The organism is Cumulibacter soli, assembly GCF_004382795.1.
In the GTDB taxonomy this organism is placed as follows: domain Bacteria; phylum Actinomycetota; class Actinomycetes; order Mycobacteriales; family Antricoccaceae; genus Cumulibacter; species Cumulibacter soli.
This window is the reverse complement of sequence record NZ_SMSG01000004.1, coordinates 156293-177104: the sequence shown is the minus strand read 5'-3', so window position 1 is coordinate 177104 and position 20812 is coordinate 156293. Positions and strand designations below refer to the sequence as shown.

Here is a 20812-nt window from a genome sequence, read left to right as displayed (position 1 = left end):
CGCGGCGTATCACCAGCAGGATCCTGAGAGGGAACTCCATGACAATTCAGCTTGCTTCGGTCAGCAAGACGTACGAGCGTCCAGGCGCGCCCCCAGTGCATGCGCTGAGTACGACAGACCTCGAGCTCAGGCACGGCGAATTCTTTAGTCTCGTCGGCCCGTCCGGCTGCGGAAAATCGACAATCCTGAACATGGTGGCTGGTTTGCTTGAGCCGACCACGGGCGAGTTACGCGTCGCCGACGAGACCGTTCGCGGACCGCGCCGCAGCACGGGGATCGTGTTTCAGCGGGCGACACTGCTGAGATGGCTGACGATCGAGAAGAATGTGCTGCTGCCGTCGAAGGTCGGAGGCGCTGTCACCAACGAACGACGCGAGATGGCAAGTCATCTGCTTGAACTAACCGGCCTGAAAGACTTCCGAAGGCGCTACCCGGCCGAATTATCCGGCGGCATGCAGCAACGAGCCGCCATCGTGCGAGCGCTGGTCAACGAGCCCGATGTCCTGCTGATGGACGAGCCTTTCTCCGCACTCGATGAGTTCACGCGCGAGTCATTGAACGATGAGTTGCTGCGTTTGTGGACCGAAACCCCGAAGACCGTCCTGTTCATTACGCACAACATCGCCGAGGCTGTATACCTCTCTGACCGCGTCGGGGTGATGCAAGCCCGCCCGGGCCGGCTGCGCGAGATCGTGCCGATCGAGTTGCCGCGTCCGCGCGGCCTCGAGTTGCGCTCAACTCCCGAGTTCTACGAGTATGTCAGCCGGCTACGTGCGCTCATCGGTCCCACCGGTGGAATCTCAGTCGACAACGACCCCACTAGCTATGAGGCATCGGCATGAGCGCGGGCCCGACCGAGGAGCAGACCATCTCCAAGGCGACCAAAGGTCGAGGGCGTAACCGCCTGCGAAACCTGGGCCTGCAACTCCTCGTGCTGGTGCTGCTCATAGCGCTGTGGTATTTCGCCGCCGCAAACGAATGGGTCACTCCGCTGCTGTTGCCGGAGCCGCTCAATGTCCTCGAGTCGCTGCAATCCGGCCTGCTGGAATCGAATGATAACGGCGGATGGTGGGGCGATATCGGCGTCACGCTGACCGAGACCGGTCTCGGATTCGTGATCGGATCACTGTTGGGGCTCGTGGTCGGCGCGTTATTCGCGTTCGTGAAGATTCTCCGTACCGCGTTTTATCCGTACGTCATCGCGCTGATGAGTTTGCCCAAGATCGCGATCGCGCCGCTGCTGATCGTGGCGTTCGGGTACGATCTGACACCGAAGGTGATCATCGCGACGATGCTCGCCTTCTTCCCAGTGATGACCGCCGCGACCGCCGGTCTGTCGGCGGTCGATCCCGACGAATTGAACTTGATGCGCGCGATGCAGGCCTCACGCTGGCAGGAACTGCGTTACCTCAGGTTGCCGAACGCGATGTCGTACGTGTTCCCGTCCTTCGACGTGGCGTTGATCGGCGCTCTGCTGGGCGCCGTCGCTGCAGAACTCGTTGGTGCGCAGTCGGGCCTCGGATATCTGTTGTCGCAAGGTCAAGCGTACGGCGACGTCGCTGGGATGTATGGGTTGCTGATCGTGCTAGCCGCACTTGGCGCTCTCCTGCACGTGCTGATCGCGGTCGTCCAGAAGGTGCTACCGGAAAGTGTTGTTCCTAAACCTCGGGAGGAGTCCAGATGAGCGAGTTCAAAGGGCTGCTCGACGGGGTCTCGGTGCTCGAATCCGGGGACGAACCCGCCGTCCGCTTCTGCGGCTGGATGCTTGCGGCCAATGGTGCGACGGTCTTCTGCCGGACACCGCAGGAGAGTTCAGACCGTTACTCGACTGACTTTCTCGATTCGGGTAAGTCATATGCCGATGACACGGTGCACGTCGACATTGTGATCGCTGATCCAGATTATGACTGGGAAAGCGTTCCCGCCAAAGTTATTACCGGCACCGTGTACCCGTTCCGTCCGACGGGGCCCTACGCAGACTGGACTGGTAACGAACTCGTCTACTCGTCGCTAGGTGGTGCGAGCGGATACACGGTGAGCCGCGAGGGTGTTCCGGCGTACGGATACGGCGATCGTTACCAGTACTTGGCCGGGCAGCACTTGTTCCAGGGCGTGACCGCGTCGTACCTGCAGCGACTCATCGATCCCGAGAGTGCGACTGGAGCGGCCCCGTTGGTGGAGGTCTCGAATTTTGAGACCGTGGTAACCACGCTGCCGTACCCGACGACGCAGTACCAGTACAACGGTGACGAATCCGTACTTGAGCAGTCCGGGCCGCGGTTCGTCAGCAGATGCAGCGACGGATTCGTGGTCATCTACGCCGGATTTGCATGGGATCCGATCGCGGCCACGATCGGCCGTGATGATCTGCTCACCGACGAACGTTTCGTTGAGAACGACGCTCGGTTCAGGCACGTCGCTGAGCTCGGCGAGGTCTTTGATGATTGGGCGGCTGCGCGCACCGTTGAGCAGGCGTGCAACGAGGGTAAGACGCACAACGTTGCTGTCACGCCCGTTCGTCCGGCCGCCGAAGCATTACGTGACGAGGATCTGTTGCGCCGCGGTGTCTTCACTTTGGATCGCTCAGGCGAAGGTTTGGTGCCGGCGATCCCGTACACCGTCAACGGGCACCGCTCGCGGGAGGGACGCGATGCTTGAGATGTCACAGCCGCTGCGAGGTATACGCGTCGTGGATCTGACCCATGTGTGGTCCGGCCCGATGGGCACCAGGGTCTTGGCAGGACTCGGCGCTGAGGTGATCAAGTTGGAGAGCCCCGCCAAGCCCGACACGTTGCGCGGAAATGCGGGAGATATCCGTTCGCGCTACCCGGACTTCGAACCGGGTGAAGATTCGATCAACCGCAACGCATGGTTCAACACGCAAAATGTCGATAAACGGGACGTCGTCCTCGATCTCAAGAGCTCGCGCGGCCTCGAGATCGCACACCAGTTGGTTCGCCACGCCGACCTCGTCATCGCGAACTACCGTCCGGGCGTGCTGGAGCGAATGGGTCTGGGCTTCGCTGCGCTGAGCGAACTCAATCCGCGAATCGTGCTGGTCGAAATGCCCGGCTACCCGCCGGACAGCCGGCTCGCCTCCGCACCCGCGTTCGGCGCTCAGTTCGATGCCCAATCGGGTTCGGCGAACCTCACCGGAAGCCCTACTGCGCCGCTGCTGACCGGTTTCGCAATCGGTGACCCGGTCGGCGGGCTGAATGCGGCTTCTGCCGCCATCGCGGCGCTGATCCGAGCGCGCAAAACGGGCGAAGGTGCGCATATTATGCTCGCGCAGTCAGAGGCCATGATGCCGTTGCTGGGGGAGTACTTCCTCGCAGAGAGCGTGGGCGAGCCGATCGTCGAGGACCTCAACGCGGACCGGCGTGCCGAGCCGCATGGCATCTACCGGACAGGCGACGGCGAATGGATCGCCCTGAGCGCGCGAACCGATGAGCAATGGCGTGCGCTACACGCGTGGCTCGTCGAACAGGGCGTCGAGGTGCGAGGTCTTGAAGCGAGCTGGACGCTTCCCGAACGCCGCCAGAATAGCGATCGGATCTCGGATGCGATGAAGACGTACGCCTCGTCCATCACCGATACCGATGCCGAGACACAAGCACTACAACAGCACGGCATCCCGGCAGCACCGGTGGCGGGCGCGCGTCGGCTGGTCGAGGATGAACACCTGCGTTCGCACGGTGTTCTGGTCGAAATGGAGCACCCGGCGGTCGGCACGCACCGGTACCAAAGCCTGCCGACCGTCATCGGTGGGCAGCGTGTCGGCGGCAGAACGCCCGCCCCCCTGTACGGGCAGGACACCCGCGAGGTGCTCGCCGAGGTGCTTGGTCTCGATGACCCGTGCATCGATGAACTCATCGCTTCCGGCATCTGCCGCGAAGCGCGTTAATTCGATCACGAAAGAAGGCATCACATGGGTGACCTCGTCGAGTACCAGTCCGAACACCGAGTCGCGACGATTCGGCTCAACCGGCCTGAGAAAATGAATGCGTTGACCGACGACCTCGTTCGCGAACTGCACGCCGTGTGGATTCGGTTCGAAGAATCCGATGATCGGGCCGCCGTTCTGGCTGCCGCGGGGGATCGGGCATTCTGCGTCGGCGCCGACCTGACGAACCCGCCAGACGATATGTCGCGGGCGGTACCGAACGTGGGCGTCGCATTGAGCAAACCCGTCGTCGCCGCGATCACTGGCCACTGCGTCGGCGGTGGCTACATCCTGGTGCAGCACTCCGATCTTGCAGTGGCGTCGTCGTCGGCTGTGTTTTCCTATCCCGAGGCGCGCGTGGGTATTACCGGCGGTCTGTGCGCAGGCACCTACGCTCGTGTACCCGCCAAGATTGCTGCTGAGTTCCTGTTACTTGGGGAGCCATTGAGCGCGCAGCGCGCTTATGAGGTCGGCATGGTCAACCGCGTCGTCCCTGATGGGCAGCAAGAGGAGGTCGCGCTGCAGATGGCGCGCACGCTCGCCGCGAGCGCACCGCTCGTTGTAGCGACCATCAAAGGATTTGGCGAACAAGTGGTCGCGCAGTCGCCTGCAGAGCAAGCCGCAATCACTCGCGCACGGCTGTTCGCCACCAACCAGAGCGCCGATGCGCTGGAGGGCCGCGAGTCCTTCGCGCAGAAACGCAAGCCCAATTTCACGGGAAAGTAGACCACATTATGAGGTCATTGTTTCGGCATAACCACCGCGTCGTAGGAGCTGTCATAGGTGTCGCGCTCATTGCGTCGCTCACGGCATGTGGCTCCTCTGACGACGAAACATCCGGCGGCACACCGGTCGCGTTCGCGATCGGCGCGCCGGTACTGATCGATTCGACAGCGCCCTACTCGAGCGTTCCGCTGGAGATGGGCTACTGGTCTGATGAAGGACTGAGTGTCGAACCGCAGGGGACACAGGGGGCGACTGCTGCACTGCAACTGGTGCTTGCAGGCCAAGCCGAGATTAGTAACGGCGGCACGTCCTCTATGTATCAGGCGGCGGTTGAGGATCCTGATGTGCGCGTGATCTCGCTGCAAAAGGCGAACCAGTGGAAAATCGATGTTCCCTCCAGCAGTTCGATAAATCAGATCGCCGATCTCAAAGGGAAGAAGATCGGGGTCCAGTCGCTGAGTTCGGCGTCGTACCTGTTCGGACGTGCCGCGGTGTCGGCGTCCGGACTGGATCCTGATGCTGACGTCGAGTGGATCGCGATTGGGGTCGCTAGTCAGGCTGCACAAGCGATTCAAGAGGGCACGGTCGATGCATATGCGACGTACAGCGGACCGAATGCCATCGTGAACAACTTCCTCGATGACCCGTTAGTCGACCTGCCGACGCCGTTGGATGAGATACCCGGTTTGGCGGGTTTGGCGACGACCAAAGACTACTTGGAGAGCAACCGCGATGAGGTTGTCGGTTTCCTCAGCGGTTTCTACAAGGGCGCGGTTTTTGCCGACGCGAATCCGGCAGCCGCGCTGCAGATTCACTGGCAGGCGTACCCCGAGCAGAAACCGGACGGTGACCTGCAGGAGGCGATCGACGCGACGGTACCGACAGTCGAAGAGCGGTTCGGGTATCCGGTGGAGCCGGGTCCAGACGGTAATCTCGGCGCAGTGAGCATGGACGATGCCCAGGAGGCGATCGATTTCATGTACGAGAACGGCGTCATCGACGAGCAGTTGAATGCGGAGGATGTTGTCGACTTGTCGCCGTCGATCGATGCGAACAACTTCGATATCGACGCGGTTAAAGAGGAAGCCGAGAACTGGACGCCGTAGGCGCGCCAGAGAAATCCCCGGTACTACTGCGAAAGGCCAATCTGCATGAATCTCAGTCTTCGTCGTTCGGTCAGCGTTGTCGCTGCCATGACTCTCATTAGTGCGTTAGCGGCGTGCGGTTCATCCGAGGACGAGTCGGGCGACGGTTCTTCCGTTACGTTCGCTGTCGGTGCACCGGTGCTGATCGATTCGACTGCGCCGTACACCACGGTTCCGGTCACCCAAGGGTACTGGGAGGACGAGGGCATGTCGGTCGAGGTCGAGCCGACTCAAGGCGCGACCGCGTCGATGCAGTTGCTCATGGCTGGTAAGGCGGATATTAGCAACGGCGGTACATCGTCGATGTACCAAGCGGCCATCGCGAATCCAGACCTACGGATCGTGTCGCTGCAGCCCAAGAACGTCTGGCAAATTTCGGTACCAGCGGATAGTGACATCACTGAGATTGCTGATCTCAAAGGAAAGAAGCTTGGGGTCCAGTCGCTGAGCTCAGCGTCTTATCTATTCGGTCGCGCTGCCCTGGCCGCTTCGGGAGTGGATCCGGATAAGGACGTCGAGTGGATTCCCACCGGCGTGGGCAGCCAGGCGGCGCAGGCGCTCAACGATGGCACGGTCGTAGCGTATGCCACCTACACCGGACCGAACGCCGTCGTCGCATCTGTGATGGGTGAAGAACTTGTTGATCTGCCGACCCCGCTCGACGAAATTCCTGGCCTGAGCGGAATCGCGACCACGAAGGACTTTCTGGCCGACAATCGCGACGCGGTGGTCGAGTTCCTTCAGGGGTATTACAAAGGCGCCGTCTTCGCGGCCACCAACCCGTCCGCCGCCTTGCAGATCCACTGGGCAGAGAATCCGGAACAGAAGCCGGATGGCGACCTCCAGGAGGCGCTTGATGCGACCGTCCCGACAGTTGAAGAGCGCTTCGAAGGTGCCGTTGAAACCGATGACTCCGGCGTAATCGGTGACGTGAGTATTGAGGAAGTGCAGAAGTCCATCGACTTCATGTACGAGTACGGAATCATCGACGAACAGTTGAAGGCGGAGGACATCGTCGACTTATCACCGTCGGTCGACGCGAATGCCTTTGATGTCGATGCAATTAAGCAGGAAGCGACTGATTGGAAACCATGAGGTGCGATCTGAGGGTGACGACGACATGAGTGTTACCGAACGAGATCTGCGCCGACTGGATCCCCCTGACACCAACCGTAGATGGGACGTCGATGCTCTTCTGCTGTATGCGCTCGGCGTCGGCGCAGGTAGCGGCGATCCGACCGCAGAGCTTGCGTTCACTACGGAAAACAGCAGCGGTGTTGAGACGCAGGCAATCCCGACTTACGGCATCATCTTGTGCGGCGGCGGCCCAGAGTTGCTTGCGCCCGCCGGCGTGCGTCCGGAAGACGTGTTGTTGGTCTCCGAGACGCTCGAGCTGTTCGGCACGGTTCCGCTCTCGGGGCAGGTACGTGTCGAACACAAGGTGGGGGCAGTAAGCGAGCATATCCGGGGGCTCACGGTTGAACTGGTGAACACTGCCGTGGGCGACAACGGACCGTTATGCCGGACGACGGCCCGAACATTGGTCCTCACTCGAGATCGGCCACGCAAGGGCGGTCGGGACGTACGTCCCGCCGCTGTACCGGCTGGTGCGCAGGTTTGGCAGTTCTCGATCCCGCTGAACCAGGCGCTGCTGTATCGGCTGACTGCGGGCCGTAATCCGTTGCATTCAGACCCGAAAGTCTCCGCCGCCGCGGGACATCGCATACCGATCCTGCATGGTAGATGTACCTCGGGTTTTGTGGTGCGTGAAATTATCGCGTGTCTACTGGACGGTGATGCCGGAAGGTTGAAGGAATTTACTGCGCGATTTGTCGGCCCCGTTTTTCCTGGCGACGATCTAGAAATCGCGGTGAGCGATCGTTCAGACGGCGGCGATTATTTGGTTTGGCGAGCGGCTGATCGCGACGTGGTACTCAAGGGCAACTACCGAACTGATTAGACGCGGCAACCCTTTTTCCTGGTAGTGCCCGTATTTTGTAGATTAGGACCCGTGCCGGTTGGTGGTCGCGAATATCACAAACTTGGTCTGCCGACCGGACTTCTGGCGGTGACCAACTGTCCAGTACCCTTTGTCTACTCCCCAGGACGCGGTAGACGAGGAAGCTATCGCGCTCTGGGGTCCTTTGTGTGGCTCGCTGCATGGCGCTTGACACATCCGCGGCCGTAGCGCGCGATATCCGCACGATCTGCCGTGCTAGGCGTTAGCGTGGCCACGTATCCCCGATGAACCTGAGGTGAAAGAAATGAACAAAGACGAACTCGTCGCCAAGGTCGCGTCTGAGTCCGGGCTGAGCCAGGCGGACGCCGATCGCGCCATCAAGGCCGTCGGGGTTGCCATCCGTGGCGCCGTCGCCGGTGGAGCTAAGGTCCAGATCCAGGGCCTCGGCACCTTCGAGCCCCGCGAGCGTTCGGCCCGTACGGGACGCAACCCGCAGACCGGTGAAGAGATCCAGATCGCCGCGACCACCGTTCCCGGTTTCAAGGCAGCCACTGCCTTCAAGAACGAGGTCGCTGGAAAGTAGTCCTTTCCACAGTTTTCGTAGTACGAGGTCAGTCCGATCATGTCGTGGCAACACGACGATGGTGACGGGCTGGCCTCGTCTCGTTCATGGGCGCTACGCCTCGGGCCTCGTTGATGGCGTTACGCCTCGGGCCCACCAGCGCATCGTGGAACTGGCTCAACGCATAGTTGAACGTGATGCCGCTCGCGTGGTGAGCCCGATAGCGGCGCCCGATTGCGACACCGTGGCAGGATCGCAGTATGTCAATCGGTGAAGATCTTATGGCCCAGCCGCCCGCCACCACGCTGCCGCGGAACGACGCCGCAGAACAGATGCGGGCGGACGGTGCGAGCGCCGAGCAGATCGCCGCCGCGCACCCCACGGATTCGGCCGCGTGGGCCGATCTCGCCCAGGCCGCGCTTGAGCAGAAGCAGAGCATCGCGGCGTACGCCTACGCGCGTACGGGCTATCACCGCGGCCTTGATGCGCTACGCCGCAACGGCTGGAAGGGCTGGGGGAGTGTGCCGTGGGCGCATGAGCCCAACCGCGGCGTTCTGCGCTGCTTCTACTACCTCGCCCAGGCCGCCGAACTGATTGGCGAGAGCGACGAGGTCGAGCGATTGAACACCTTGATCGACGACTCGGACCCGCAGGCCCGCGGCCATCTCGCCTGATTGTGTGGCTCCGGTTCTAGAGCCGGGACCAGCCTTCCAGACGTAGCCCGTTCAACGTGTGCAGGGCGGTGGCGTAGTCGTCTCGAGACAGCGATGCGCGCGACGACTCGATGCCCTGCATCCGCCCGTACGTGAACGTATCCTCGCCGCGCGCGTGCGCCTCCAGCGCCAAGGAAGCGATCGCTTCGGAGGTGATCACGCTGTCATTGTGATCTCCGAGGATCTCGGTCACCGCCGATGCTGCTTTCGCCGCGCGCCGTGCCGGCTTGCCGAGTACGTCGCTGACGGAATCCAGACCGTAACGCAGCCGTTTGGCGGCTTTGCGCACGTCATGCAGCGCCTCCTCGTGGGCGGCGCCGCTGGTCGATTCGGCGATGCGCGCCGCGCGGCGTACCCGCTTCCAGTCCCGATCGAACACCGCAGCGAGCCCGTCGGCGGCGCCCACTTCGGCGGCGTCGGTGAACTCGACCGTCCGTAAGCCGTCCAACCTGTCCAGCAGTGTGTAGTAGCGGGGCGAGGACATGAACACCAGGGCTTGGGCATGTGCTTGGTGGTAGCGCTCGGTGAGCGCTTCGGTGATTCGCTCTCGCACCGGACCGCGGACTAGGTCTTCGGGCTGCTCATCGAGCAGAGCGTGCAACCGGGCCAACATGACCTCGCTGTCACGCGCCTCGCCGAGGCTGTCCGCGAGAGCCTTGAGTTCGATACGCAACTCCTGCCCGTCCTGGCCCGCGAACAGCGAGCGGTAGGAGGACAGCACCGAGCGCAGTCGGCGGGCCGCGACCCGCATTTGGTGGATCGCGTCGTCGGTGTGCAGCCGCACACCGGAGTCGTGGTCCATCAGTCGTGCGCTTTCGCGCACCAGGTACCGCCGAGCGACGTCTCCGATACGCGGAGACCCAGGCCAGGTCGGCGCGGGTGCGGACGACGGCAACGCGGGTCCCAGCGCGCGGGCGAGTTTCGACGGGCCAACGTCCGTGCTCGCGCCGGCGCGCACCAGGATCGCCTCCACGTCGTCCAGCAGTTCCGGCGATCCGTCGTGTAGTTCGACCTCCCACTCGCGCCAGGATGCCTGCGGAACGTCGGCGATGCTCGGCGTCGAGGTAACCGCGTCATCGCAAAGTTCGGCCAGTAGAGCAGCGTCGGCGGCGCGTAGTTCGTGAATCGTGCGGGAAGTGGTCAGCTGCACCACCGGGTTAACGTCGCGCCCACGCAACACCGCGTGCAGATGCACCATGAGCTCGGGCGGTACGACGTCCGAGGCGGTGATCCGGTGCTGGATCTCGCGCCGGAAGCCATCCCCCGGCAGTTTCAGATGCCATCCTTCGTCGCTGCCGCCGAGGCGCTTCCGCAATGTGATCTTGTGCTGCAGTAGCGCGAGGTCGGGAGTATCGAAGTACCGCGCGTCGAGGACGACGGTGTCTCGGACGACGACGTGGCCAACGCCGTCGACACTGGCGGTCGAGGGAACGGGGGCGTCGTCGGGGACGGCGTACTTACGCTCGATCTCCCGCGTCTCCGATGTGCACATGCGATTATCTTGCCCCGCAGTGCCGAAAACGGCCACGAACAGGAAGTTCGTGACGATCGGTCGCCGTCGTCACCGTTGCTGGTGGGCAGCGATGAACCGGTTGGCGGCGCGGGTAAAGAACATCCCCATCATGGCCATCGCCCACGAGCCGTCGGTGAACTCGATCCGTACCCGGGCACGTTGAAACAGCCGGGGTGCCAGTTGGATGGAGCCGACAGCCGCCCGCTCGACGCTGAAATAGATCAGGTCGCGTTGCTTCATGGAGAGCAGCTTCTCGAATTCAGTGCCGACGACCGCTAAGCGATGCGTGGTCAGCAGCAGATGAGTCGCCCCCGGCGCTTCGAGCGCAACTGTGAACCGGTGCCCGACCGAGCCATGTGCGCCCCCGGCAGTCAACCCGGCGACTTTGGCGCCGATGTAATCGGAGTTGAATTCCAGCGGGCCGCCGAACGGGTCGAGCACGGCCTGGAATGACCAGCTCACCGAGTTGCGCAGCGTCGGCGCCTCGCGTCCGATCGCATCGGACTGACCGAACTGTTGCGCGAGTTCGTACGTCAGCGGCATTTCGCCTGGCATCAGCATGCCCCTGATCGGCTCGGGAATTATCTGCAGCATGCGTTGTCCGGCGCTCATCGGCGTCCTCCCGTTGCGATCGCCTCAAGATAGCAACGCGTTGTCCGCTACCGTCGCCGCATCCGCTCGAAGAATCCGCGTCGCTCGGGTGGGGTGGGGGCTTCGCGGCGCGCACCGCGCAGCAGCCAATGTTCGCGATCGTCGACGTACCAAGTGCGGCCGGTGACCTCACCCATGTCGCGGCCGTCCACCCACATCGGCACCGGATCGCTGGCGGTCTGCACCGCTCGGCCATACGTCGTAGTGCTGCGTTTGCGACCACTGGCCGGCGTGACGGACGCGCGCAACGTCAAAGCGTCGCCGTACTCAGGACGTACCGACAATCCACGAATCAGTCCGTCCGCGATCATCGTGTCGTCGTGGTAGGTCTGGGCGCCGAACTTCGCCAGCTTCGGCCGTTCAAATATGCATTCGCCCAGCAGCACCCCGCCGATGTCGTTACGCGCCAACGTCAGCGGTACGGGCTCGGCGGCTAACGTCGCCTCGATCCCCTGTGGCAGCGTGAACCGCTCGGTGAACTCCAGTGTCGCGTCGACTTCGTGAGCGTGCGAACCGGAGGCCGGAATCGACGGCAGGAACCCGATCGGCGTACCGAGGCTGTCCGAGCGACGCAGCCCGTCCACGACGATATTGAGCGTTGCCACCGTGCCGCACACCAGAACGCCGTCCTCGTCGATCTCGCGTAGGGCAGCGCGCACATCGTCTCGCGACGGAACCGCGGCCCAACGCGCGCGCACCGCGAACCCGTGCTGTGCCCAGCCTCGGGACGGCGCTGAGGCGTCCTCGATGACGGTGACCATGACTGGCTGCTCCTTTGAATGATCGATATTGCCTCAACCTACAATTCGCCTGCCGTAGGCTGTACGACGGTTGTGCGGTGCGACAAGCGCCGTACTCGACGGCGAGTAATGAGGGATGCACATGCCGGCAGTAGTGCTGATTGGCGCGCAGTGGGGCGACGAAGGCAAGGGCAAGGCTACCGACTTGCTCGGCGGCCGCGTGAGCCATGTCGTGCGATACCAGGGTGGCAACAATGCTGGCCACACGGTCATCACGCCGGACGGCCAGAAGTACGCGCTGCACCTCATCCCCTCGGGAATCCTCACTCCAGGGTGTACGCCGGTCATCGGTAACGGTGTGGTAGTCGATCCGCACGTGCTCGTCGAGGAGATGCAGGGCCTGGCTGAGCGCGGCGTCGACGTCAACCGCATCAGGCTTTCGGCCGATGCGCACCTGATCATGCCGTACCACATCGCGATCGATAAGGTCTCCGAGCGTTACTTGGGCAAGGCCAAGATCGGCACCACCGGCCGCGGTATCGGCCCGTGCTACCAGGACAAGGTCGCGCGCATCGGCGTCCGCGTGCAGGACCTGCTGGACCCGAGCATCCTCGAACAGAAGGTCGAGGCTGCGCTGGAGCTGAAGAACCAAATCCTGACCAAGATCTACAACCGCAAGGCGCTCGATGCCGCGCAGATCGTCGAAGAGACCCTCGAGGTCGGCGAGAAACTCAAGCCGCTCATCACCGACACGCGCCTGTTGCTGAACCAAGCGCACGAGGCCGGCGAATGGATCCTGCTGGAGGGTTCGCAGGGCACCCTGCTGGACGTCGATCACGGCACCTACCCGTACGTGACCTCGTCCTCACCAACCTCCGGTGGCGCGGCGGCGGGATCAGGGCTCGGCCCACGCACCATTGAGCGCAGCGTCGGCATTCTCAAGGCGTACACCACACGCGTGGGTTCAGGGCCGTTCCCGACCGAATTGTTCGACGATTCGGGGGAGTTCCTGCGCAAGCAGGGTGGCGAGGTGGGTGTTACCACCGGCCGCGATCGCCGCTGCGGCTGGTTCGACGCGGTGATCGCGCGGTACGCGGCGCGGGTCAACAGCCTCACGGATTTCTTCCTCACGAAACTCGATGTGCTGTCGTCACTGGAAACCGTGCCGATTTGCGTGGCGTACGAGATCGACGGCAAGCGGTTCGACGAGATGCCGATGTCGCAGAGCGACTTCCACCATGCGAAGCCGATCTACGAAGAGCTGCCCGGCTGGTTCGAAGACATCCGCGGGTGCCGTACGTTCGACGAACTGCCCGAGAACGCGCAGAACTACGTCAAGCGGCTCGAGGAACTCAGCGGCGCTCCGATGTCGGTCATAGGTGTCGGGCCGGGGCGCGAAGAGAACGTCATAGTCCGCGACCTGATCTAGCCGCGCGCCGTACCATATCGCGCGATAGATCGCTGAAGACCGCGGCCTGACGGCGGCCTGGGCAGTACTAGATGCTCGCCTCGCTATACGAAGCCACGTGCTGGCCGGTCAGCAGCGAGAACGCCCGGACGCGGTTCCTTAACCGGTCACCGTTCGCGTGTAATCAGCTTCGATGCGGTGGGTGGTGTGCTGCAGCAGGGGCAGCATCCGATTCACGAGCTCTTCGCGGCTGACTCTGCCCGAGCGCACGGATATGACCAGCGCCGCTGGATGCTGATTGATCCCGGCGTATACCGGCATCGCCAGCGATTGCACGCCGGATCGGAACTCATCGTCGACGATCGTGTACCCGCGGCGGCGGGCCGCGCGCACGTCTTCCAGAACCGCGGTTAAGTCGCGCTGCGTGTGCGAGGTCAGCTGCGGTACGTGCTGACCGCGGGTACGGATCGCCAAGTCCTCCTCGGACAATTGCGCCAACAACACCCGACCGGACGCCGAGGACAGTGCCGGTACCCGTTCGCCGACCCGCACAAAGTTGTCCGCGGATCGTCCTGGTTCGGACTCCACGACAACGACGCCGTCCATCCCGTCGAGCACGACCAGCGCGACATCATGCCCGATTCTCGAGGCCAATGACCGCATGTGTGGCTCGGCGATATCGGGCATCGTGAGCATCGAAAGGTACGCGCGGCCGATCTGCAGCACGGTCGGGCGCAACGAGAACCGGTCACCGTCGCGTTCGACGTACCCGAGATCGGTAAGAGTCAGCAGAAAACGTCGCGCGGACGCCCGAGTCATACCCGCATTGCGAGCAACTTCGCTGAGCGTCTGCCGGCGACGTTCGGCTGTGAAAGAGGCGATCACTTCCAGGCCTTTGGCGAGCGACTGTACGAAGTCGCGGGGACGGCCCTCGGTCACTGCCCTGGATTCAGGTGAGCAGCCAACAGAGCACCGACCTGCTCTGGCTGAGCGACGTTCACCAGGTGCGCAGCATCGTCGATAACCTCTAGCCGTGCGCCAGGAATCCCATCTGCAAACACCCGCATCGCCTCAGGAGTCGTGGACGGATCGTCCGTGCCGGCGATGGCGATCGTCGGCGCGGTGATCGTGCCCAACTCGTCGCGGGCGTCGAACCCCGAGAGTGCCTCACAGCATCCGGCGTACCCCTCGGCGTCAATGCTGCGAATCATCTCCAGCCACTGCGCGATCTCCCCGGGTCGTTGGGCGCGATAGGGCTCCGGGAACCAGCGGGGCATCGCGCCGTCCGCGACAGCCGCGGTGCCGTCGCGACGCACTGTGGCGGCGCGCTCACGCCAACTTGCTTCGTCGGGGAAATGTGCTGCCGTGGCGAGCAGGGCCAACCGCTCGATGCGTTCGGGATGATGGATCGCCAAATATTGGCCAAGCGCCCCGCCGAGGGACAGTCCGGCATACGAGGCACGCTCGATGCCCAGATGATCCATCAACTGCAGGACGGCATCGGCAAGTTGCTGCATGGAGTACGGGCCCGACGGCACTGCTGAGGCTCCGTGCCCGAGGTGATCGAATCGGATCACGCGCATCGCGTTGAGCGCGCCCAGGCCGGGTTCCCACATGGCGCGGGTGGCGCCTAATGAGGAGCCCAACAGCACGGGAGGACCGTCCGCAGCGCCGTCCTCGGACCACGCTAGAAGTGGATTTGCCATCGGTATCTCCCTCTCGCGTTGGGCATCCCAACAGCCTACGACGTGGGTGTGACCTCAGGCACCAGGAACGAGGGCATTGGCATAGCGGGCTGTTGACAGGTAGCGTTCAGGGTAGTTGTTGAGGTTTTGGTTTTGTTGTTGCAGCGGTACGGCGGTTGCCCTCCTGTTGTCCTGGCAAGACGTCCTAAGCATCACAGCTGCTCCAGCGGTCCGAAAAGCGGGCCGTGCACGTCCAAGGAAGACAGGAAAGAATGGCTACTGGCACCGTCAAGTGGTTCAACGCTGACAAGGGCTTCGGCTTCATCCAGCCCGACGATGGCTCGGCCGATGTGTTCGCGCACTTCTCGGCGATCAACGCTAACGGCTACCGCTCGCTGAACGACAACGACAAAGTTGAGTACGACGTCGAGCAGGGCCCGAAGGGTCTGCAGGCTTCGAACATCACGGTCATCAACTAGCACCTAGCTAGTAAGCGGGCCCCTTCCGATTTCGGAAGGGGCCCGCTGCCGTTTCCGGTCTCGCTTGCGCCTGCGTTCGCTCCGGAGGCGGCCTTCACCGTCGCGCTCGCCCCAAATCGGGTCTACATCTTCGTGTTGACCCGCACCGGTCTGAGCCTCGTGTTCGCTCCGAACCCGGCCTACACCGTCGTGTTCGTTCCGGGCCCGGCCTGCGCCTCGCGCTCGCCCACATCCGCCTACTGCGCCGTCAGGATGGTTCGCTGCGCTGCGAGCGCCTGTGCCGCGGCGTCGGAGACACCGCCGCATCCTGCCTCCGCCGCAAAAAACGCAGCGAAAATAGGCAGGCATCGCGTATAGAACGATGCCTAGCGGTTTTCGCTGCGTTATTTGCAGACCAGGCGTGGCGGAGAAGTGCGCGAAAGGCACTTTTGAGCGCGATAAGCAGCGCGACGGTGACTCGATTCAGCCAGATTGCAACCAGTAGGCTGAGTGTGTGGACGTTCTAGTTATTGGTTCAGGAGCCCGTGAGCACGCGCTCGTCGCCGCACTGGAGCGCGATCCGTCGGTCGACGGCTTGTGCTGCGCGCCCGGGAACGCTGGTATCGCGGTTGATACCGCGACTGAACCCGTGGACGTCAGCGACCCGGCAGCGATCGCCGCCCTCGCGCAGCGCCTCGGCGTCGACCTGGTCGTGATCGGTCCGGAGGTACCGCTAGTTGCCGGCGCGGCCGATGCGCTCGCCGAGGCCGGGGTCGCCTGCTTCGGACCTTCCGCCGCGGCCGCGCGACTGGAGGGGTCAAAGGCGTTCGCGAAGGAGATCATGGCGGCCGCAAACGTTGCTACCGCAGCCGCGCACAGTTGCGATGATCTCGACGCTGTCGCGGCAGCGCTGGATGAACTCGGCGCGCCGCATGTCGTCAAGGACGACGGACTGGCTGCCGGGAAGGGCGTCATCGTCACCAACGACCGCGATGCAGCGCTCGCGCACGCGACAGCCTGCATTAACGCCCGATCGAGGGTCCTGGTTGAGGAGTACCTCGATGGTCCGGAGGTGTCGTTGTTCTGCATCACCGATGGCACCACGGTGGTGCCGCTGCGTCCCGCGCAGGATTTCAAACGTGTCGGTGAGAACGACGAAGGTCCCAACACGGGCGGCATGGGCGCGTACACACCGCTGGACTGGGCGCCGCCGAACCTCACCGAGGAGGTCGTCCGCGACATCGCCCAGCCGACGATCGACGAGATGCGTCGCCGCGGCACTCCGTTCGTCGGTGTTCTGTACGTCGGACTGGCGTTGACCTCGAAGGGGACTCGCGTGGTTGAGTTCAATGCCCGCTTCGGTGACCCGGAGACCCAGTCCGTGTTGGCGATGCTGACCTCACCGCTGGGCGAGTTGCTGAATGCTGCAGCGCACGGTCGACTTGGCGAGCGACCGCCGTTGACGTGGCGCGACGGCGCCAGCGTGACCGTCGTACTGGCCGCGGACGGATACCCGTCGGCACCGCGCGCCGGCGACCCGATCGTGGTCGAGGGCGGTCCGGTACCCGGCACGCTGATCCTGCACGCAGGTACCAAAACCAATGGCGATCAGGTGCTCTCTGCCGGTGGCCGCGTACTGAGCGTCGTATCTGTGGGCCAAGATCTCGCTGATGCCCGGGCCCGCGCGTACCGTCAGCTTGACTCGATCCACCTCCCCGGCTCGCACTACCGCCGAGATATCGCAGCGAAGGCCGAACGAGGCGACATCACCGTCCCCTAAGTGGCAACACGGTCCTCGCGCGTGAGGGAAGTCCCTCGGATGTATCCCGCGTCGTGGTCGACACCACGTCAATCTGACTCCGCTCTGGTATCACTTGAGCCCAGGGAAATCATTCGCCTGATGAGGGAGTCCGTGTGTCGAGTGCCGATTGGTCCAGTGAAGTAGAGCAGATCGCCGAGCGCAAGAAGCTCGTCCAGCGGATGGGCGGCGAGGTCAAGGTCAAGCGCCAGGCCGATAACGGCCGCCTGAACGTGCGGCAGCGGATCGAGGCGCTCGCCGACGAAGGCACCTTCAAAGAGGTGGGCGCGACATCAGGCTTCAGCGAGTACGACGAGGACGGCAACCTCATCGACCTGCGCTCGAGCAACTTCGTGCTCGGCACGATCCGCATCGACGGTCGCAAGGTTGTCGTCGGCGGCGACGACTTCACCGTGCGAGGTGGCGCGTCTGACGCGGGAATCAAAGGCAAGCAGATTCACGCCGAGCGGATCGCGAATGCGATGCAACTGCCGATTGTGCGGCTGATCGAGGGTACCGGCGGGGGCGGTTCGGTCAAGGTTCTGGAGACCGACGGTTACACGTACGTACCGGCCAACCCCGGGTGGGACCTCGTCGTCGATAACCTGTCGGTCATACCCGTTGTCGCGTACGGCGGCGGTCCCGTCGCGGGCCTCGGGGCCGGCCGGATGGCGATGTCGCACCTGGCCATCTTCGTCAAGAAGCAGGCGCAGCTCTTCGTCGCCGGGCCCCCAGTTGTGCTGCACGCGACTGGCGCCGACCTAAATAAAGAAGAACTCGGCGGGTACGCGGTGCACGCCCGAAACGGCGCGATCGAACGGTGGGTGTCCTCGGAGGAGGAAGCGTTCACCGAAATTCGTCGGTTCCTGTCGTACCTTCCGTCGTCCGTCTACGAAGTGCCGCCAGTCATCGATAACGATGACCCGGTCGATCGTGCGGACGAGGCGCTGCTGTCGCTGGTCCCGCGTGATCGCCGCAAGGTCTACAAGGTGAAGACGCTGCTGGACGGCGTCTTCGACGCGGGTTCGGTGTTCACCTACGCCGAGTACGGCGGCTCGGTGTGGACCGGGCTCGCTCGACTTGACGGTCACCCTGTGGGCGTCGTCGCGACTGACCCATACAAGGGAGCCGCGGTCACCGCGACCGGCGCGAAGGCGATGACGCGCCTGTTCGATCTATGCACCACGTTCCACCTGCCGGTCGTCTCGCTGACCGACCAGGCCGGCTTGGCGATTGGCCTGGCCGCCGAGCAGACCGGGGCGATCCGCGATGGTGCGCGCGCGATTACGGCGGCGTACCAGGCAAATGTTCCAGTCGCGGAGGTCGTCGTACGCCGCGTGTTCGGGGTTGGCGGGGCCGGCCAGGTCAACCGGCACGGACACATCACGCAGTGGGCGTGGCCGTCGGGTGACTGGGGATCGTTGCCGGTCGAAGGTGGTGTCGAGGCGGCGTACCGCGCTGAACTCGAGGCCTCCGATGACCCGGTCGCGCTGCTGGCCGACATCAACGAGCGGCTGGAGAAGATCCGTACGCCGCTGCGCACCGCCGAGCGGTTCGGAGTGGACGATGTGATCGATCCACGAGAGACTCGCGCGCTGCTATGCGATTGGGTGCTTGACGCCTACAAGGTGTTGCCTCGTTTGGTGGGGCGGCCGAATTTCGGAGCTCGGCCATGACCGATTCGAACGTGGGCGCTGCTAGGTCGACCGCCTCAAGCGTGGACGCTGTAAGCCCGACCGCGATGCAGACCGCTGAACTGACGGCGATGCTGGAATCGGACGGCGCCACGATCATCGAGGCGCTGGATCGGCATGCTGAGCAGCGACCGGACGCACCGGCGGTCATCTACGGCCCGACTGGTGCGCGGCTGACCTATCGCGAACTGGCCGCGCGTTCGGACGCGATCGCCGGCAATCTGCGCGCTCGCGGGGTCGAACCGGGTGACGTGGTGAGTGTGCTGGCTACCGATCCGTTCGCGGCGACGGTGTGGATGTTCGGGATCTGGAAGGCCGCCGCGATCTACGGGCCAATCAACTTCCAGTATGCCGGTCAGTTGTTGTCGTACTCCCTCGATGATGCCAAGCCGGTAATGCTCCTATGCCAAGATTCGCTGATCGATCGGGTTGCGGCCGTGTGGGACGGTCTCGCCGTACGCCCGCAGGTGCTGATCTCCGGTGCGGCGCCGGACGGTTTGCCGATGCCGGCTGACGGCGCCGCGATACTCGAGCAGCCCGCGGCCCGTCCGGAGGTCGAGATCACGTTTCGGACGCCGTGCAGTCTGATCTACACCTCGGGTACGACCGGTCCGTCGAAGGGCGTGCTTCATCCGCACCGCTGGATCAACCAGTACACCTGGGTAATGCGCAGCCGGCTGACCCCGCAGGACGTTGTCTACAACGATTTGCCGATGTATCACGTCGGGGGTGCGTACGCGAACGTCGCGATGGCGTTGTGGGCCGGGGCATCGGTTGCGCTGTGGGATAGGTTCTCACCGTCGGAGTTCTGGTCGCGCATCGCTGCGCAGTCGTGCACCAGCGCGATCATCCTGGACGTGATGATCCCTTGGCTGCTGGCGAACCCAGTGAGTTCCGACGATCGACGCAACACGCTGAACAAGGCGCATATGCAACCGTTGCCGGTGCGTCATCGGGAGTTCGCGACGCGGTTTGGTATCGACTCGGTCAGCGCCGGATTCGGGCAGACCGAGTCTGGGTGTCCGTGCGTTGTCATCTTGGAGGAGTGCGCGCCCGGTGCGGGCACACCCGACGAGCTGTTCCGCGGTAAGACCCAGGCCCAGTTGCGGAGCGAAGCTCAGGCGCACGGGATATGTGTGCTGCCCGCTGAGAAGGTCAGCCGCAAGGCCGCGATGGGGCTGCCGGTGCCGTTTTTTGAGTGCGCTGTGCTCGATGAGGATGATCAGCCCTGTGCGCCGGGTGTGGCCGGGCACTGGGCGATTCGGCAGAAACTGCCGTACCTGTTGTACGACGAGTATCTCGGCAAACCGGATAAGACGCTGGAAGCGAACCGTAACCAGTGGTTCCACACAGGCGATTCGGCGGTGCAGGACGACGAGGGGTACTACTTCTTCCTGGACCGGCTCGGGGACCGGATCCGAGTGCGTGGCGAGAACATCTCCAGCGTGCACGTCGAGGAGATTCTGTCTGGTCATTCGCAGGTCGAGGTCGCGGCAGTTGTCGCGGTGCCAAGCCCGCGCTCGGACGAGGACGAGATCGTCGCGTTCATCCAGCCCGCGCCGGGCGAGCAGCCCAGCGACGAGTCCTTACGGGCGTACGCCGAAGCGAACATGCCAAAGTTCATGCGACCGTGGCAGTACCGGCTGATCGAGGAACTGCCGAAAACTCCCACGAACAAGATCGAGAAGCACAAGTTACGCAAGGCTGCCAACGAGGAAATCCCCGGCGCCTAGCCACCTGCTGCCTGGCGCCAGCTCTGCGACGGCAAGCGGATGGCCCCATAGATGATCGGACCCGATGGGGTCCGGCGATCTGT

20 protein-coding genes are annotated in these 20812 nt (G+C 63.6%); 15 read left to right on the top strand and 5 right to left on the bottom strand.

Annotated elements, in window-relative coordinates:
* Positions 1–38: 38 nt before the first annotated feature.
* From E1H16_RS10345 to E1H16_RS10300, 10 genes are all read left to right on the top strand, one after another.
* Positions 39–842 carry an ABC transporter ATP-binding protein gene (locus E1H16_RS10345; RefSeq protein WP_134323800.1) on the top strand — a complete coding sequence of 268 codons (804 nt, stop codon included), beginning with the start codon at positions 39–41 and terminating at the stop codon, positions 840–842.
* Positions 839–1684: an ABC transporter permease gene (locus E1H16_RS10340; protein ID WP_134323799.1), complete on the top strand. Its 846-nt coding sequence runs from the start codon at positions 839–841 to the stop codon at positions 1682–1684. Before E1H16_RS10345 ends, E1H16_RS10340 begins: the two co-directional genes overlap by 4 nt.
* Complete coding sequence (locus E1H16_RS10335; RefSeq protein ID WP_134323798.1) at positions 1681–2658, top strand: CoA transferase; 978 nt, start codon at positions 1681–1683, stop codon at positions 2656–2658. The genes E1H16_RS10340 and E1H16_RS10335 overlap by 4 nt, the downstream gene beginning before the upstream one ends.
* Positions 2651–3904: a CaiB/BaiF CoA transferase family protein gene (locus E1H16_RS10330; RefSeq protein ID WP_134323797.1), complete on the top strand. Its 1254-nt coding sequence runs from the start codon at positions 2651–2653 to the stop codon at positions 3902–3904. Before E1H16_RS10335 ends, E1H16_RS10330 begins: the two co-directional genes overlap by 8 nt.
* 24 nt (positions 3905–3928) lie before the next feature.
* Positions 3929–4669, top strand: coding sequence for an enoyl-CoA hydratase/isomerase family protein (locus E1H16_RS10325; protein ID WP_134323796.1), 741 nt, complete (start codon positions 3929–3931; stop codon positions 4667–4669).
* Positions 4670–4677: 8 nt separating this feature from the next.
* On the top strand, positions 4678–5775 hold the full coding sequence (locus E1H16_RS10320) for an ABC transporter substrate-binding protein (RefSeq protein ID WP_134323795.1): 1098 nt from the start codon (positions 4678–4680) through the stop codon (positions 5773–5775).
* Between the two features lie 87 nt (positions 5776–5862).
* On the top strand, positions 5863–6909 hold the full coding sequence (locus tag E1H16_RS10315; protein ID WP_166741709.1) for an ABC transporter substrate-binding protein: 1047 nt from the start codon (positions 5863–5865) through the stop codon (positions 6907–6909).
* Positions 6910–6934: 25 nt separating this feature from the next.
* On the top strand, positions 6935–7774 hold the full coding sequence (locus E1H16_RS10310) for a MaoC/PaaZ C-terminal domain-containing protein (RefSeq protein WP_166741708.1): 840 nt from the start codon (positions 6935–6937) through the stop codon (positions 7772–7774).
* 304 nt (positions 7775–8078) lie between these two features.
* On the top strand, positions 8079–8357 hold the full coding sequence (locus tag E1H16_RS10305; RefSeq protein WP_134323792.1) for an HU family DNA-binding protein: 279 nt from the start codon (positions 8079–8081) through the stop codon (positions 8355–8357).
* A gap of 239 nt (positions 8358–8596) precedes the next feature.
* Positions 8597–9010: a DUF3151 domain-containing protein gene (locus E1H16_RS10300; RefSeq protein ID WP_134323791.1), complete on the top strand. Its 414-nt coding sequence runs from the start codon at positions 8597–8599 to the stop codon at positions 9008–9010.
* A gap of 16 nt (positions 9011–9026) precedes the next feature.
* Here the strand turns inward: E1H16_RS10300 and E1H16_RS10295 are convergent, their stop codons facing one another.
* The 3 genes from E1H16_RS10295 to E1H16_RS10285 all read right to left on the bottom strand — a co-directional run bounded on the left by E1H16_RS10295 (position 9027) and on the right by E1H16_RS10285 (position 11974).
* Positions 9027–10541 carry a CYTH and CHAD domain-containing protein gene (locus tag E1H16_RS10295; protein ID WP_134323790.1) on the bottom strand — a complete coding sequence of 505 codons (1515 nt, stop codon included), beginning with the start codon at positions 10539–10541 and terminating at the stop codon, positions 9027–9029.
* 69 nt (positions 10542–10610) lie between these two features.
* On the bottom strand, positions 10611–11174 hold the full coding sequence (locus E1H16_RS10290) for a hypothetical protein (RefSeq protein ID WP_134323789.1): 564 nt from the start codon (positions 11172–11174) through the stop codon (positions 10611–10613).
* 47 nt (positions 11175–11221) lie between these two features.
* Positions 11222–11974, bottom strand: a complete 753-nt coding sequence (locus E1H16_RS10285; protein WP_134323788.1) for a hypothetical protein — start codon at positions 11972–11974, stop codon at positions 11222–11224.
* A gap of 121 nt (positions 11975–12095) precedes the next feature.
* Here E1H16_RS10285 and E1H16_RS10280 point away from each other — a divergent pair, with 121 nt between their 5' ends.
* Positions 12096–13382, top strand: coding sequence for an adenylosuccinate synthase (locus E1H16_RS10280; protein WP_134323787.1), 1287 nt, complete (start codon positions 12096–12098; stop codon positions 13380–13382).
* A gap of 138 nt (positions 13383–13520) precedes the next feature.
* On the opposite strand, the gene E1H16_RS10275 is transcribed toward E1H16_RS10280, so the two are convergent.
* Positions 13521–14300, bottom strand: a complete 780-nt coding sequence (locus E1H16_RS10275) for an IclR family transcriptional regulator domain-containing protein (protein ID WP_134323786.1) — start codon at positions 14298–14300, stop codon at positions 13521–13523.
* Complete coding sequence (gene pcaD, locus E1H16_RS10270) at positions 14297–15067, bottom strand: 3-oxoadipate enol-lactonase (RefSeq protein WP_134323785.1); 771 nt, start codon at positions 15065–15067, stop codon at positions 14297–14299. Before pcaD ends, E1H16_RS10275 begins: the two co-directional genes overlap by 4 nt.
* 251 nt (positions 15068–15318) lie before the next feature.
* On the opposite strand from pcaD, the gene E1H16_RS10265 reads away from it, so the two are divergent.
* From E1H16_RS10265 to E1H16_RS10250, 4 genes are all read left to right on the top strand, one after another.
* Positions 15319–15525, top strand: a complete 207-nt coding sequence (locus E1H16_RS10265) for a cold-shock protein (RefSeq protein WP_134323784.1) — start codon at positions 15319–15321, stop codon at positions 15523–15525.
* A 493-nt stretch (positions 15526–16018) separates the two neighbouring features.
* On the top strand, positions 16019–17284 hold the full coding sequence (gene purD / locus E1H16_RS10260) for a phosphoribosylamine--glycine ligase (protein ID WP_134323783.1): 1266 nt from the start codon (positions 16019–16021) through the stop codon (positions 17282–17284).
* 134 nt (positions 17285–17418) lie between these two features.
* A complete protein-coding gene (locus E1H16_RS10255; protein ID WP_208378988.1) occupies positions 17419–18978 on the top strand; it encodes an acyl-CoA carboxylase subunit beta in 1560 nt (519 codons plus the stop codon).
* Entirely contained in the window at positions 18975–20729 is a 1755-nt protein-coding gene (locus E1H16_RS10250; RefSeq protein ID WP_208378987.1) for a class I adenylate-forming enzyme family protein, read from the top strand. The genes E1H16_RS10255 and E1H16_RS10250 overlap by 4 nt, the downstream gene beginning before the upstream one ends.
* Positions 20730–20812 lie beyond the last annotated feature (83 nt).